A 14,493-nucleotide genomic window follows, 5' to 3' on the forward strand; every position below is an offset into this window, starting at 1 on the left:
GCGGCCCTCTTGGGAAAACCGGGCAGGACTCGGACGCGCCCCAAACGAGGCCCCCGCCTACGACACTCTTCCGGTCGGTTCGGCGGACACACCTGCCCAGTTCCTTTCGCTTCTCCGTTCCCACCCGCGGACTTCAATCCCGGCTTCCGGCCGGGACGGTGCCCCGCGGTCCACAAAACCCTTTTCTCAGGGACGGGGCGATTCGTGCGCGTTTCTGGCCCTCGGTGCCCCGACGCCGGACGAGACACACCGCCACATAGAAAACGCCCGGCACCCCCACCAGAGGGCCGGGCGTCGGCGCTTCAAGGCGCCGTTGGGAGAAATGACTGCAATACGAGTCCCACCAGGAACTCGAAGTGCGCCTCAAAGACACGTCTATACCCGCAACCCTAACGTCGCCCGCCCCTGCTTCAGATACTCTTCACCTTGGGGGCCTCAGCGTCGGAGACGGCCCCGGCGCGCTTCCCGCCATTCGCGTGGACGAGGGGCCGTCTCCCAGCGCCCGTCGGCCCTGTGGGGTCCCACGACACGGAGGGGACTGGCCGCGCCCCTTTAATACATCCTTTATGAACGATGCCGTTATAGTGCCCCGCACGCGTTTAATACGCGTCTGCTGCCCGACGATAACTCTACTCATGCCTGATTTTTGTAACAAAGGTGTTTTTCTTATGTGTTCGTTCGCCGACGACACCCCCAAGGCCGAACGGTCCGCGCCAGCGTCCTCCCCGCAGCCGTCCGCCGACGGCCCAACGTCGTCTCCCGCCCGACGCATCTTTGTTGCCTTCGGGGCGGCCACACTGTCCGCCAGCGCCGGGGTCGCAGGGGCCTTCGCACTGTCATCGGTCTGGATCAGCGCATTCGTTCTTGGCACGTGTGGACTGCTCGCGGCCGGAATTGCGAGCCACGTGGCGTGGCGGGTGGGCCGGTCCATCCATCGCGTCCGGCACACCGTGGAGGCCCATGAGGCGGGCGATCGAGATGCGTCACCGTCGTCCCGGCCGAGTGATTTTTTCGGCGACATTCCGGCCCGTCTCAGTACCCTGGTCGACGAGATAGAGCGGAGAGGGGCGCACATGGACGCCCTTGGGCAGATGATGATGCGCACGAGCACCGAAGAGGAGGTGCACGCGGCCTTCCGCACGTTTTTGAAGGAGGTGCGCGACGTGACACAGGCCCAGTACGCGGCCCTCAGCATCTTCGATGAGGACGGCGAGATCGTGGAGTTCTTCACGCTCGGCCTGACCGACGAGCAGGAGGCGGCCATCGACCATCCCCCGGAAGGAGAGGGCCTGCTCGGATACATTCCCGAGCAACAGGTCACGCTGCGGCTCGACGACATGACCACCCACAGCGAATCGGTCGGCTTTCCCGACGGGCACCCGCCCATGCAGTCGCTGCTGGCGGCGCCCATCACGTATCAGGACCAGGCGCTCGGCAACCTCTACCTGTCGGACAAGGCGGAGGTCACGACCTTCGACGCGGCCGACGAGCAGTTCGTCGAGGCGGCCGCGGAGGCGGCGGCCGTCCTCATCAACGAGCGGCAGTCGCGGCGGCGCAACGAGCGCATTCGACAGACGCTCCGCCGCGAGACGAGGGCGCTGGCGGACGTGCTGGGCCGACTGGCCGCGGGCGACCTGTCGGTCGAGGTCCCCCAGGACAGCGACGACGAGGACCTGGCCCGCGTGTGGAGTCGGCTCGACGAGACGGTCGACAGCCTCCGGGCGCTCATCGGGCGCATCGCCGGGGCGACCCAGGAGCTCTCCGCCACGTCCACCCAGCTGTCCAACACGGCGGACGACATGTCGGCCGGGGCCGAAGAGCAGTCGACCCAGCTCGAGGATGTCGCCGCGGCGATGGAGGAGATGTCCCGCACCATCGGCGAGAACGCCGAGACCGTCGACCGCACCTCCCAGCGCGCCGAGGCCGCCCGGGCGGCGGCCCAGGAGAACGGCGACATCGTGTACCGGGCCATCGAGAAGATGGAGCAGGTCGGCGAGGTCGTCGAACACTCCGCCGAGACGATCAACCAGCTGGGCACGTCCAGCGAGGCAATTGGGGAGATCGTGGCGACGATCGACGACATCGCGGACCAGACGAACCTGCTCGCCCTCAACGCCGCCATCGAGGCCGCCCGGGCCGGCGAGCACGGGGCCGGCTTTGCCGTGGTGGCCGAGGAGGTGCAGAGCCTCGCGGAGCGGACGGCCGAGGCCACCGAGCGCATCGAACAGATGATCACGTCCGTCCAGCGGGAGGCCAAGCAGGCCGTGGCCGCCATGGACGACGGCACGGAGGAGGCCCGACAGGGCATTGAGCTGGCCAACGAGGCCGGCGCCGCGCTCGACGAGATGATCGAGGACATTCAGGCCGTGGCCGGCGACATCGACGACATCGCCGCCGCCACCGAGCAGCAATCCGCCACGAGTGAGCGGGTCTCCCAAAACATCAAGGAGATCTCGACGGTCACCTCGCAGACCGCCCGGGACGTGACGGAGATCGCCCAGTCCGCCGCCGACCTCAGCGACCTGTCCGGACGGCTCGTCGACACGACCGACCAATTCGTTCTCGAGGGCGAGGACCAACAGTCCCCCACGGCGTCCCCGGCCCGTGGCGACGGGGCGCCGTCCGTCTCGGCACCGTAGGACTCGCTTCTGAATGAAGTCCGCGGCGCAGGGCCGGTCCAAAAAAAGCGCCGCCGCCCGCCGGTCCCCCGGACGACGACGGCGCCGCTGTTCCGCCCCTTGCATTCCAGGCCTCGTGGGTTAGGCGTCAACGGCCGCGGCCCCGTCCCCGCCGGTCGCGGCGGCGTCGGCGGCCTGCTCAGCCCCCGCCGGTGCCACGGCCTCGAACGTGAGGCCCTCCTCCTCGTCGGCCCGCTCGATGCGGACGGTGTTGCCGTCCACGATCGTGCCGTCGAGCAGCGCCTGCGAGAGGCCGTTCGACACGTGCCGCTTCATCACGCGCTTCAGCGGGCGGGCGCCGAAGGCCGGGTCGTAGCCCCGGTCGGCAAGCCAGTCCTTCGCGTCGTCGCTGAGCGTGAGCGTCAGGTCGTGGTTCTTCGCGGCGATCCGCTGGACGCGTCCGAACTGGATCTCGACGATCTCGCGGATGTGCTCGCGGCTGAGCGAGCGGAACATCACGATGTCGTCGATGCGGTTCAGGAACTCCGGCTTCACCTGGCGCCGCAGCATCTTGAGGACCTCTTCCTCCAGCTCCTGATGCTCGCGCTCCGAGAGGTACCCGCCCTCCACCTCGTCCATCCGCTCCGAGATCACGTCGGAGCCCATGTTCGAGGTCATGATGATGATCGTATTCGTGAAGTCGACCGTGCGCCCCTGGTTGTCGGTGAGGCGCCCGTCGTCGAGCACCTGCAGGAGGACGTTGAAGATCTCGGGGTGCGCCTTCTCGATCTCGTCGAGCAGCACCACGGAGTAGGGGGAGCGGCGGACCGCCTCGGTGAGCTGGCCCCCCTCCTCGTAGCCGACGTAGCCGGGGGCCGCGCCGATAAGGCGGCTGGCCGTGTGGCGCTCCTGGTATTCGCTCATGTCGATGCGCACCATCGCGTCCTCGTCGTCGAAGAGGAACGTGGCGAGCGTCTTCGCGAGCTCCGTCTTGCCGACGCCGGTGGTGCCGAGGAAGATGAACGAGCCGATCGGCTGGTCGCCCTCCTGCATGCCGGTGCGGCCGCGGCGGACGGCGTTGGAGACCACCTCGATGGCCTCGTCCTGCCCCACCACACGTTCCGACAGCTCGTCCTCCATGCGCAGGAGCTTCGCGCGCTCGCTCTCCAGCATCTTCGACACCGGAATGCCGGTCCAGTTGGAGACGATCTCGGCGATGTCCTCGCCGCCGACCTCCTCTTTCAGCAGCGCGCCGTCCTCCTGGATCTCTTCGAGCTTCTGGTTGGCCGCCTCGGCCTCCGCCTTCAGGTCCGGAATCTCGCCGTACTGAATTTCGGCGACCGCGTCGTACTTGCCCTCCCGCTCCAGGTGTTCGGCCTTCACGCGGAGCTCGTCGATGCGCTCCTTCGCCGAGCGGACCGTCTGAATCAGGTCCTTCTCCTCCGTCCAGCGGGCCTTCAGCGCGTCGCGCTCGTCCTCGAGGTCAGCGATCTGTCGGTCGATCTCGTCGAGCTTCTCGGCCGGGTCCCCCTCGTCGCGCTTCACGGCCTCGCGCTCAATTTCGAGCTGCCGGATCTCGCGCTCCAGCTGGTCGAGGTCGGCGGGCATCGAGTCGATCTCCATGCGCAGCCGGGCGGCCGACTCGTCGATCAGGTCGATCGCCTTGTCCGGCAGCTGCCGGTCGGTGATGTAGCGCTCGCTGAGATCGGCGGCGTTGATGAGGGCGCTGTCGTTGATGCGCACGCCGTGGTGCACCTCGTAGCGCTCCTTGAGGCCGCGCAGGATCGAGACCGTGTCCTCCACACTCGGCTCCTCCACGAGCACCTTCTGGAAGCGGCGCTCCAGGGCCCGGTCGTCCTCGATGTGCTTGCGGAACTCGTCGAGCGTGGTCGCGCCGATGGCGCGCAGCTCGCCGCGGGCAAGGGCGGGCTTCAGAATGTTGGCCGCGTCCATGGCGCCCTCGGACGCGCCGGCGCCCACGAGCGTGTGCAACTCGTCGATGAAGAGGACGATCTCGCCGTCGGACGCGGCCACCTCGTTGACGACCGCCTTGAGCCGGTCCTCAAACTCGCCGCGGTACTTGGAGCCGGCCAGCAGCGCGCCCATGTCGAGCGCCACGATGCGCTTCGACTGCATCGACTCCGGCACGTCGCCCTGCACGATGCGCGTGGCGATGCCCTCCGCGATGGCCGTCTTGCCGACGCCGGCCTCGCCGACGAGCACCGGGTTGTTCTTCGTGCGCCGGCTCAGGATCTGGAGCACGCGGCGGATCTCCTGCTCGCGCCCGATCACGGGGTCGATGTCGCCCTCGCGGGCCATCGCGTTCAGGTCCTGGGCAAACCGGTCGAGCGCCTCGTAGCGACTCTCGGCGTGGGGGTCGTCGGCGCCCTGCCCGCCGCGCACGTCGTCGAGCGCCTCCATCACGTGCTCCTTCGAGGCGCCCTGGTCGCGCAGGGCCTGCCCGATCTCGTTCTGGCCCTCGACGAGGCCGATGAGGAGGTGCTCGGTCGAGACGTACTCGTCGTCCATCACGTCCGCCTCGGCGCGGGCCCGGTCGAACACCTTCTTCAGCTCCTCGCCGACGTACTGGTCGCCGGCACTCGCGCCCGTCACCGTGGGCAGCGACTCCAGGGCCGCCTCAACATCGGTGCGGAGGCGATCGAGGCTCACGCCCACGCGCCGCAGGATCGACACGGCCACGCTGTCGGGGTCGCTCAAAAAGGCCTCCAGCAGGTGCGGGGGCTCGATGCCCTGGTGGTTCTTGGAGGCCGCCAGCTCCATCGCCTTCTGCACGGCCTCCTGGGCCTTGACGGTAAATTTTTGCAGGTTCATAGGTCCATCTTGGGGCTGGTCAAACGGCAACGGGAGTGCGGCGTGGCCCTCGGCCCAAGCGGGCGTCCCTGGACGAGCCTCCACGCTATGCATCCCGTGGAATAGACGAAAAGTGTACCAGCCGGCAGTGATCTGACAGGATGACAGAGAGTTGTTGGATCCGTGATGCGTGAAGCATGAGGAGGAAAAAACGTCACGCATCACGGTTCACGCTTCTGCCAGTGTGCGGAGCGTTCTGCCATCCCGCAATATCCCCACTCAATTCGTGCCGCGTTTCCTTCCAGCCCGGAACCAATGACGCGCTGCGTTATTATCATATTTGCAGTGTCTCACACATTGCAATTGTGTGTTCTTCGCAGGCCCCTCCATCAACGAGTTGACGGACTGCCATGACGGCCACAAACGACGAGACGCCCACGAACGACCGGAAAGGCTTCTCCCTGACGACGCTGCCCGACGAGGTATCGGGACGGGCGCGCGAGATTTGGCTCGCCGGCCTCGGGGCGCTGGAGCGGCTCGAACAGGAAGGCGACAAGGTGTTTGAGACGCTCGTTGAGCGCGGCCGGAACTACGAAGACGCGCGCCGCGACCAGATCGAAAAGGCCACTGAGACCGTCCGCGAGCAGCAGGAAACCCTTACCGAAGACGTGACCCGGCGGCTCGACGACGCCACGCAGTCGGTGGAGCAGGCCGTCTCGGACACCCTCAGCGGCACGCTTGGCCAGCTCGGGTTGGCCAGCCGCAGTGAGGTGCGCAACCTGTCTCGGCGCGTGGGGGAGCTGTCGAAAAAGCTGGACGCCCTCTCGGAGATGCTCACCGCCCAGCAGACGGCCGTCGAGCCCCGTGTCTTTCACGTCGCGCCTAGCGACGACGGGTGGAGCATCACGGTGGAGGGGGAGGAGGCCCCTGTCGGCGCCCACGACACGAAAAAGGCGGCCGTCAGCACGGCCCGCACCACGGCCAAGGAGCAGGCGCCCAGCCAACTCGTCGTCCACAAGCAGGACCGCTCGGTGCAGGAGAGCTTCTCCTACGAGGCGGACGGGGCGTAGCCTTCGGTTCGGCCTGACCATCCCGTACGGCACGAAAGCGGCCATCCCTCCAGGGTCGGCCGCTTTTTTATACGTGTCTCCGCCGCCACACCGCTCAATGCCATCGACGCGTCCCCCCGCCTCATGCACGCCGGAAGCCTCCGCGAGAAGCTGGAGCAGTTCGACGAACAGTGGGCGCCCCGCATCGTTGCGGCAGTGAACGACCAACACGTCAAGCTCGCCAGGCTGGAGGGGCCGTTCGACTGGCACCACCACGACGGCGCCGACGAGTTTTTTCTCGTCCTCCATGGGCGACTAGTGATCGAGTTTCGGGACGCGGAGGATCGGCGGCTCAACGCGGGCGACTTTTGCGTCGTCCCGAGCGGCACCGACCACCGACCGGTCGCCCCCGAGGGGGAGGCGCACGTGCTCCTCGTGGAGCCCGCCGCCACCCGCAACACCGGGAATCTCGACACCGACCGCACGGTTGAGGATCCCGAATGGATTTGAGCCGCCGGCTCGGGGCGGGGCGGACCGCCGGGAGCGGCCCCGCGAGGCGCGCGCCGCCGCGTCTCCTCCACCGAGGGCAACGCGTTTTTCTTTTCCAGTTTCTTTTCCAGAGCGCCCGCCTCCTCATGATCCACCAGGACGTGCTCATGCGGCAGATCCGCCAGTTCACGAAGGCGATCGCCACGCTGCTGGGCCAGTCGTCCCGCGAACAGCCCGACGGCCTGCTGCAGGGGATCGATGAGGCCTGCCGCACCCACCTCGACGGGCGGGCCGAGGACCTGCGCACGCTGCCGCCCGACGCGCTGCTGGAGCTGTGCCACGAGAACGACCGGTTTGTGCCGGACGTGGCCCAGACCCTCGCCCGCGCCCTCCACCGGATGGGCGAAACCTACGAGTACCGGGACGACGCCGAGAAGGCCGGGGGCTGCTTCGCCCGGTCCCTCCTCCTCTACCGCCACCTCCTCCACGACCCGGACGCCCCGGTCTCCTGGCAGGCCGGCACGACCGTCGCCGCGCTGTCGAAACGGGTCGACGCGTTGCCCGTCGACGACGCCACCCTGGAGGCGCTGGCGGCGCTGCGGAACGGCGCGGAGTAAGGCGTCACAGCCAGAACGGGAAAGAATCGGAGACGCCGTCGTACGAAGTGCACGTCAACTATTGGTCACCACCGAAATAGTCATGCCTGATGACACCGCAGAACTCGCTGAACGCGCCAACGAAATCTTCGACCGCGTGATACGTCCGCAGGTCGACGTGGAGGAAGACGCCCAAAAGTACGTCGCCATCGACACCGAATCGGAAGACTTCGAAATCGACGCCGACCAGCGGGCCGCGTCGGATCGTCTGCTCGAACGCCATCCGGAAGCCCGAGGCCGCATCTTCTTTCGCCGCGTCGGCAGTCCCTACGCCCATTACTTCGGGGGAGGACTGCGGGAGGAGCGCGGTAAATGACCACCGGCTTCATCACCCCCGACCAGGAGCCCGCTCTGCGACTGGAGGTTGTCGGCCCGGAGGGGGCCCGTTCGTTCGAGGCGATCATCGATACCGGCTTCAATGGCGGTCTCGCCATTCCTCCAGCGTGGATCGAGGCCCTCGGTCTGCCCCGAGCTGGACACGAACAGATGGTGCTGGCGGACGGAAGCGTCACCGGCGCCTACCTGTACGACGGCTACGTGCTTCTCGATGAGGAGGCCCACGATGTCGTTGTGACCGAAGCGCCGGGAACGCCCCTTGCCGGGACGGACCTTCTCTGGGGATTCTCCCTCTGTATTGAGTTCCAGGTTGATGGGAGCGTCGAAGTCGACCCACTGCCGTCCCCTTCCTGAAGGACCGTTCAGCGCAAAGTCGAGACATCTTCCGGGACCTGTGTCGCGCATTCATGTCTCCTCTCACAGGACTCTGACGCCCCGATGTTGTGGCAGGTGGGCACCCACTGTCGCGGCGCTCGCGGAGCGATCCGATCCTGTTCGTAGCATCAAAGAAGAATTGAGGACCGGTCGACTGGTCAGATGTCTTGAGAATTGAGATTCTCAATGATGTCTTCGGGGTCTGATATCTGGTGAATTTCCTCTTCTAAAGTTTCGCCATCGCTTTCCGAGAGAAAGAACAGTGCCAGGAACAAAGCGAAGAGAGCTGTTGCTATCGCGTTTCCTGTCGTCGCTATCTCCATCGTCGGATCTACTACTGGTCTCAAGACCACTCCGAGAGAGGTTGAGGCTAAGACTCCATATATTTTTCTCCACTTGCTGAGCTGCCGGATTGATGTGATTGCTGCTTTCGAGGGCCGCCCTTTATCCAAGAGATACTGTATTTCAAGTGTAGTCAGTGCATATCCAAGCCGTCCAGGAACCTCTGTGCTCCCAGTTTCGGGATCAAAGGATAGAGGAATGCTTGGATCTCGATCTCCTTCCCCGCTGTCAGTGGGATGGTTTGACTGTTCGGTAACCACTGCGCAGTGGTGAGTCTTGTCGCCTTATCTCGGAGTGAGTGTGGTATAACTAACTGTTTTCGGTTTCGAATGCTATTTCCCTCTCTTCCCGCAACACTTTCGTGTTGGCAATCTCCTCAGAGAATAAAATTTCCTCCAGGCTATCGGATGGTCGTTCCTGGCCGTCAACAGTTACCTTCCAGAACGAGGAGTCGAACTCGTCTAGGTCAATAGAATTGGGTTTGGGACCAGCATTTACCCGAAATACCAAGAGGTTCTCCCCTGTCCCCACACGTTGGTAGGTCACGAGGAACCTGTCTTGAGAGATACGGACCACCTTCACTTTGAGGGTTTCGTCTTCGTAGGGAACTACAGTATCTCCGACGGAGATGTCAGCCTGTTCCATCATTTCCTGGGCCGTCTAGAGGTTGAATTTATGTGCTACGGTGGAAAATTACCGTACGATTTTACTTCCAGCGTTGTTGGCTCACTAACGCATTAACTTCGGTCGAGACCTGCACACTCCTACATTCACCCCTCCACCGCACTCGGCGCCCGAAACTGATACGACGCGAGGCGCCGATAGAGCCCGCCTGCCTCCATCAGCTCCGCATGCGTGCCGCGCTGCACGATGCGGCCGTCGTCGAGCACGAAGAGGCGGTCGGCCGTCTGGACGGTGGAGAGGCGATGCGCGATGATGAACGTGGTGCGCCCCTCCATGAGCCGCTCCAGGGCCTCCTGCACGAGCGCCTCCGAGGCGGAGTCGAGGGACGAGGTGGCCTCGTCCAAGAGCAGCAGGCGCGCGTCGCGCAGCAGGGCCCGGGCGATGGCGACGCGCTGGCGCTGCCCCCCACTCAGCTTCACGCCCCGCTCGCCCACCTCGGCGTCGTAGCCGTCGGGCAGGTCCACGATGAAGTCGTGCGCGTTGGCGGCGCGGGCCGCCTCGGCCACCGCCTCGTCGGACGCGTCGAGCCGCCCGTAGCGGATGTTCTCCCCGATGGTGGCGTTGAAGAGGTGCACCTCCTGCGAGACGGACGCGATCTGGGCACGCAGGGACCGCCGCGTGACGCGGCGCAGGTCATGGTCGTCGACGCGGACACGCCCCTCCTGGGGGGCGTAGAAGCGAGGGATCAGGCTCATGAGGGTCGACTTGCCCGCACCGCTCGGCCCCACGAGGGCGACCGTCTCGCCCGCCGCCACGTCGAGCGAGAGGTCCTTGAGCACCGGCTGGCCCTCGTCGTAGGCGAAGGTCACGTCGTCGAGGCGCACCCGGCCGTCGATCGGGGGCAGGTCGACGGCGTCCGGGGCGTCGCGGAGGTGGGGCTCGGTGTCGAGCAGGTCGAACAGGCGCTCCGTGGCCCCCGCGGCGCTGTTAAACGTGGAGTAGAGCTGCGACATGCTGCTCACGCTCCGCGCGATGTTGAAGGCGTAAAACACGAACGCCACGAGGTCCCCCTCCGTGAGCCGCCCAGCCAGCACCTCGATGCCGCCGTACCAGAAGATCGCCACGAGGGCGGCGAAGAAGAGCAGCCCCACCGTCGACTCGAACAGGGCCGTCACGACCACGCGGTAGCGCGCCGTGCCGAAGAGGTCCTCCACCGCCTCGTTGTAGCGGTCCACCTCGTAGTCGGACCGCGCAAACGCCTTGACGACGCGGACGGACGCAAGGGCCTCCTCCGCCACGGCCGTCGTGTCGGCCAGCCGGTCCTGGATGTCGCGGGCGAGCGTCCGAATCTTGCGCCCGAAGTAGATCGCAAACCCGGTGACGGCCGGCACGATGAGGAAGATGATGAGGCTGAGGCGCCAGTTGAGCACCACCATGAGCGCCACCGACCCCACCAGCGAGAGCGACTGGGTCAGGAAGTTGGGAAGCGCGTCCGTCACCGCGCTCCGCACCGAGCCTACGTCGTTGGTGAGACGCGAGGTGAGGTCGCCCGTCCGGCGGTCGGTAAAGAACCGCAGGCTCTGCCGGTGGAGGTGCCGGTACACCTTCTTGCGCAGGTCCGCAACCACGCGCTCGCCGGTCCACCCCAGCAGGTACTTGCCCCCAAAGGCCGCCGCGGAGCGGGCCAGGAAGAGGCCGATCAGCACCAGGGTGAGAAGGTCGAGCAGGGCCCGGTTCTCTTGCTGAAAGACTGCGTCTACGAGCTCGCGCAGGCCCAGCGGCACGACGAGCGCCACCGCCGCCCCCACCACGGTGAGCACCACGGCCCCGACGAGGCGGGCCCGGTAGGGCCACCCGAGGCGAAGGATGCGCCGGAGGGACGTCCACAGCCGCTCGGGGCGGAGCGACGGCTCTTCGGACGTGGACTCGGACTCCGGCATGGGCGATGCGGACGGCGTTTTGATCGTACGTGTCGGACTCAGTGAGTCAACCTTTTCTGCGACGGCAGGGATTCGCGGGGGGCGTTCTCGTTTGGGAAAAAGACGCCAAACCAGTTGCCTAGCGCCGCGAATGGAGGCAGGTCGGCGCCCTGACTCGTTTCTCCAAACGGCCCCTCGACTGTGAAGCTGTGCGCAACAACCACGGGGCGTGCGTGTGCAAAGGCCAGGCTCGTGTCCCCCGCCCACTACCGCCCCCCCATGCGCTTCCCTACGCCATTTGTCTTGCTTCTCCTCGCGGTCGGACTCCTCGGGGCCTGTGCCACCGCCGGCGGCGCCCTGTTCGACGACGGCCGCGGGTCGTACGTCCAGGAAAACGCGCTGTCGGGCAAAGACAGCGTCCACGTGATGGAGGGCCGCATCTACCGCGGCATGCCGATCGACCACGCGCTGGCGGCCCTGGGGCCGCCCGCCAGCCAAGACACGACGACGGCCGACGGCGAGACGCGCGTCGAGTACGTGTACCGGTCCCGCCCCAATGCCTTCGACCCCGGCAACGTCCCCCGGGCGTACGTCTACGCGGAGGAGCAGACAGTGACCGACTGGACGGGCCTCGACCGGATCCCCCGCTTCGACGCGTACTACGAGGGCGGGATGTAGGGGCACCTCCCCACCCGGCCTACCAGAACCGCAGCAGACTCACGCCGACGCTCAGGCCGGACGCGTCGAGCCGCTTGGTGAGGTCGAGGCGCAGGGTATCCTCAAGCAGGCCGTTGACCGAGAGGCCCACCTCGTGGTGGAATCCGTCCGCCCGTTGAACCGCCGTGCCGCGCCGTTGAAGCCGCTGCTCGGTGCCGTCGTCAATCCAGGTGCGCCCGTGGCCGCCGTGCAGGAGGAGCTCAATGTCCTGCTCGACCGGCGCCTGCCACCCAAGGAGCTCGAAGGGCACCGTGCGGAAGTTGTGCTCCCAGAACAGGGCCACGTGGTGCTCGCCCTGGTACGGGCGATCGTCGAGCGTGCGGAGCGCCCCGAACGGCGTGTAGGGCTGCGGGCTCGCCTCGATCACGCCGAAGCGCTGTAGGGGGAGGGCCCCGAACGACGCCCCGGCGTCGATCCGAAGATCCAACGCGTTGGGACGGAAGCGGCGCTGGAAGAAGGTTTCGATGCGGGCATCGGCCACCGCCTCCACTCGCGTGAAGTCGAAGTCGCTCGCCGCAAGCCCTGGATCGCTGTGCTCCACGGACCCCTGCAGGCGGTTGATCGGGAGAACGCCGAGCAGCCCGCCGTCGCCCAGCGTGGCGGTGAGCGCGACCGACCGCAACCAGCCGTCCCCCACCGCGGGGTTCACCGGCTGCGTGACGGAGCGGCCGAGGGCATTGTAGTCTGTGCTCTTCGCGACGGAGAAGTGGCGCTCGTTGCGAAGCCGGAGGGCGAGGCCCAGGTTGGGACTGGAGAAAGCGTGCCGGACGGACACGTGGAGGCGCTCATTGCCGAAGTAGTCGAAGTAGTCCGGCGCCCCTGCGAGCGTCCAGAGGCTGTTTGAGAGGCGTGCCCAGAGCGGGGCGATGCGGGAGCGGGCCCGGTAGCGCGGCTCGATGCCGTAGTGGTACCCGGCGGACAGGGTCGTATTGTCGCCCAATGGCAGGGTGGCGTCGCCCCCGTACGACCACTGCGTGGATCCCGACGGGCCGGTGTTGTAGCCGCCCCGCCCCGTGACGGCGAGCGGCCCGACGCCGAGGTCGAGTCGCAGGCCAACGTGCCCCCCCTCCACGCGGTTGAAGCGAAGAATCGGAAGCCCGCCCTCTACGTCGACGAACGAGGCAGTTGCCTCGTCGCCGGCCCCATCCGTCGTGTCGGACGCGGCCGTCTCGTCCGCGTCCCCTCCAAAGCTGATCCCTCCCTCCTCGACGAGACCGAGGTCTTGAAGCCATCCGTAGAGCCCGCCCGGGTCGAATGCGTCCTGCACCGTATCGGTGCTGTCGATCTGCTCGTACGCCGTCTGCTCGTCCTGCGAGTACGGCACGAACGGGCCGCCCTCCAGCGAGTCGGGCTGGGCGCTGGAAAGGGCCGGAATGCCCACTGTGCTATCGGCACGCACCGCGACCTCGTCGGTCTCGCCGTCGGCGCCGTAGAGCGAATCGGGAAGCGGCTCGTTGATCTGATACTCGTTCAGGCGGCTGACCTGACGAATGCGAATGTCGGAGAGCGAAATAAGCGCGGACAACTGCACGTCTAGGTCGCGGCGGGCCCGGAAGTCGACGGGCAGCCAGTACGGCCCGCCGAAGTTGGAGAATTGCTGCTCGAAGGTGATATCGACCTCCTTTAGCACCCGCGACGTGCTCAGCGAGGGGGTGGGGCGGAGTTGGGCTTCGAGCAGGGCGTAGGCGCTGTCGAGCACCGTCACGGTGCCCCGGAACGTGGACGAGAGGCGATTGGCCGGCTCCACCTCGATGCGGAAGGCCTGCCGTCCGTCGATGGCGCGCGTGGTGTCGAGCGTAAAGTCGTAGTAGTCGAGCGCGTCCGGGTGGGTGACGCCGACCATCTGATTCCCGAAGACCCCGACGTTGTCCTCGTACAGGTTGAGGACCGTCGCGGCGGCGGGGAGGGCCGACTCGGCAATGCCCTGCAGGTTGGCGGTGCCGCGCTGGGAGCGCACCACCTCTCGGGTGCCCCGCTCCGCGTCCCAGAACGCGGTGGTCTGGCTTTCGGCCACGGCGACAATCGCCGTGTCATTGGCCAGCGTGAACCGGTTGTACGCCTCCACCGAATAGCGTTTGAGCGCCGGCCACCACGCCTGCTTGTTCTCAATCACGCGCCGCATGATGGTCTCGCCGGGGTTTCCGGAGCCCGTCACCTGGACCTCGTCCATCTGCACGGTCGAGGGCGCTAGGCGAAAGGTCTGCCGCGGCGGCGTGTCGGTAGTGATGCGGCGGCGGGCGGACTCATAGCCGACGTAGCGCACGACGACGGTGGCCGGCAGGCTGTCGAGCGCCAGGGTGTACTGCCCGTCCACGTTCGTGATGGTGCCCTGGTACGTGTCCGCGATGCGGAGATTGGCCTGCGGCAGGGGGTCGCCGGTCTCCGCGTCCACCACGCGTCCCTCCAGGAGGGCGGCGGTTGTGTCCTGCGCGTGGGCGGCGGTCGGGCCGACTGCCAGCGGGAGAAGGGGCAGTAGGACAAGGTAGAAAAGACGCAGGGCGGTGCGTCGGGCCATGGGTCAGCTCCAGGGATCGTCCACGGGAATCCAGTCGAGGGC

General features: G+C 66.7%; 12 protein-coding genes. 7 read left to right on the forward strand and 5 right to left on the reverse strand.

Annotated elements, in window-relative coordinates; genetic code table 11:
• Positions 1-668: 668 nt before the first annotated feature.
• On the forward strand, positions 669-2,639 hold the full coding sequence (locus tag OJA40_RS07775) for a methyl-accepting chemotaxis protein (protein WP_263810267.1): 1,971 nt from the start codon (positions 669-671) through the stop codon (positions 2,637-2,639).
• Positions 2,640-2,759: 120 nt separating this feature from the next.
• Here OJA40_RS07775 and clpB read toward each other — a convergent pair whose 3' ends face one another.
• On the reverse strand, positions 2,760-5,450 hold the full coding sequence (gene clpB / locus OJA40_RS07780) for an ATP-dependent chaperone ClpB (RefSeq protein ID WP_208425575.1): 2,691 nt from the start codon (positions 5,448-5,450) through the stop codon (positions 2,760-2,762).
• Positions 5,451-5,839: 389 nt separating this feature from the next.
• Between clpB and OJA40_RS07785 the strand changes: the two genes are divergently transcribed.
• The 5 genes from OJA40_RS07785 (at position 5,840) to OJA40_RS07805 (ending at position 8,313) form a co-directional block, all read left to right on the forward strand.
• Positions 5,840-6,499 carry a phasin family protein gene (locus OJA40_RS07785; RefSeq protein ID WP_208425576.1) on the forward strand — a complete coding sequence of 220 codons (660 nt, stop codon included), beginning with the start codon at positions 5,840-5,842 and terminating at the stop codon, positions 6,497-6,499.
• A gap of 123 nt (positions 6,500-6,622) precedes the next feature.
• The gene (locus OJA40_RS07790) at positions 6,623-6,988 is read left to right on the forward strand and encodes a cupin domain-containing protein (protein WP_263810270.1); all 366 of its coding nucleotides are present in this window, start codon (positions 6,623-6,625) and stop codon (positions 6,986-6,988) included.
• Between the two features lie 125 nt (positions 6,989-7,113).
• Complete coding sequence (locus OJA40_RS07795) at positions 7,114-7,584, forward strand: hypothetical protein (protein ID WP_263810272.1); 471 nt, start codon at positions 7,114-7,116, stop codon at positions 7,582-7,584.
• A gap of 82 nt (positions 7,585-7,666) precedes the next feature.
• On the forward strand, positions 7,667-7,939 hold the full coding sequence (locus tag OJA40_RS07800; RefSeq protein WP_208425579.1) for a hypothetical protein: 273 nt from the start codon (positions 7,667-7,669) through the stop codon (positions 7,937-7,939).
• A complete protein-coding gene (locus OJA40_RS07805; protein WP_208425580.1) occupies positions 7,936-8,313 on the forward strand; it encodes a hypothetical protein in 378 nt (125 codons plus the stop codon). The genes OJA40_RS07800 and OJA40_RS07805 overlap by 4 nt, the downstream gene beginning before the upstream one ends.
• Before the next feature lie 179 nt (positions 8,314-8,492).
• Here the strand turns inward: OJA40_RS07805 and OJA40_RS07810 are convergent, their stop codons facing one another.
• From OJA40_RS07810 to OJA40_RS07820, 3 genes are all read right to left on the reverse strand, one after another.
• Entirely contained in the window at positions 8,493-8,936 is a 444-nt protein-coding gene (locus tag OJA40_RS07810; RefSeq protein WP_208425581.1) for a hypothetical protein, read from the reverse strand.
• Between the two features lie 49 nt (positions 8,937-8,985).
• Complete coding sequence (locus tag OJA40_RS07815; protein ID WP_208425582.1) at positions 8,986-9,321, reverse strand: hypothetical protein; 336 nt, start codon at positions 9,319-9,321, stop codon at positions 8,986-8,988.
• Positions 9,322-9,446: 125 nt separating this feature from the next.
• Positions 9,447-11,240, reverse strand: a complete 1,794-nt coding sequence (locus tag OJA40_RS07820) for an ABC transporter ATP-binding protein (protein ID WP_263810273.1) — start codon at positions 11,238-11,240, stop codon at positions 9,447-9,449.
• 258 nt (positions 11,241-11,498) lie between these two features.
• Between OJA40_RS07820 and OJA40_RS07825 the strand changes: the two genes are divergently transcribed.
• A complete protein-coding gene (locus tag OJA40_RS07825; RefSeq protein WP_263810275.1) occupies positions 11,499-11,897 on the forward strand; it encodes a hypothetical protein in 399 nt (132 codons plus the stop codon).
• A 19-nt stretch (positions 11,898-11,916) separates the two neighbouring features.
• Here the strand turns inward: OJA40_RS07825 and OJA40_RS07830 are convergent, their stop codons facing one another.
• Positions 11,917-14,451: a DUF5686 and carboxypeptidase-like regulatory domain-containing protein gene (locus OJA40_RS07830; RefSeq protein WP_263810277.1), complete on the reverse strand. Its 2,535-nt coding sequence runs from the start codon at positions 14,449-14,451 to the stop codon at positions 11,917-11,919.
• Positions 14,452-14,493: the final 42 nt, after the last annotated feature.

The organism is Salinibacter pepae (genome assembly GCF_947077775.1).
Taxonomy (GTDB): domain Bacteria; phylum Bacteroidota; class Rhodothermia; order Rhodothermales; family Salinibacteraceae; genus Salinibacter; species Salinibacter pepae.

Coding starts and splice junctions, on each gene's coding strand:
- OJA40_RS07820 (WP_263810273.1), bottom strand. CDS start 11,240: ATGCCGGAGTCCGAGTCCACGTCCGAAGAGCCGTCGCTCCGCCCCGAG.
- clpB (WP_208425575.1), bottom strand. CDS start 5,450: ATGAACCTGCAAAAATTTACCGTCAAGGCCCAGGAGGCCGTGCAGAAG.
- OJA40_RS07785 (WP_208425576.1), top strand. CDS start 5,840: ATGACGGCCACAAACGACGAGACGCCCACGAACGACCGGAAAGGCTTC.
- OJA40_RS07775 (WP_263810267.1), top strand. CDS start 669: ATGTGTTCGTTCGCCGACGACACCCCCAAGGCCGAACGGTCCGCGCCA.
- OJA40_RS07805 (WP_208425580.1), top strand. CDS start 7,936: ATGACCACCGGCTTCATCACCCCCGACCAGGAGCCCGCTCTGCGACTG.
- OJA40_RS07800 (WP_208425579.1), top strand. CDS start 7,667: ATGCCTGATGACACCGCAGAACTCGCTGAACGCGCCAACGAAATCTTC.
- OJA40_RS07825 (WP_263810275.1), top strand. CDS start 11,499: ATGCGCTTCCCTACGCCATTTGTCTTGCTTCTCCTCGCGGTCGGACTC.
- OJA40_RS07795 (WP_263810272.1), top strand. CDS start 7,114: ATGATCCACCAGGACGTGCTCATGCGGCAGATCCGCCAGTTCACGAAG.
- OJA40_RS07790 (WP_263810270.1), top strand. CDS start 6,623: ATGCACGCCGGAAGCCTCCGCGAGAAGCTGGAGCAGTTCGACGAACAG.
- OJA40_RS07815 (WP_208425582.1), bottom strand. CDS start 9,321: ATGGAACAGGCTGACATCTCCGTCGGAGATACTGTAGTTCCCTACGAA.
- OJA40_RS07830 (WP_263810277.1), bottom strand. CDS start 14,451: ATGGCCCGACGCACCGCCCTGCGTCTTTTCTACCTTGTCCTACTGCCC.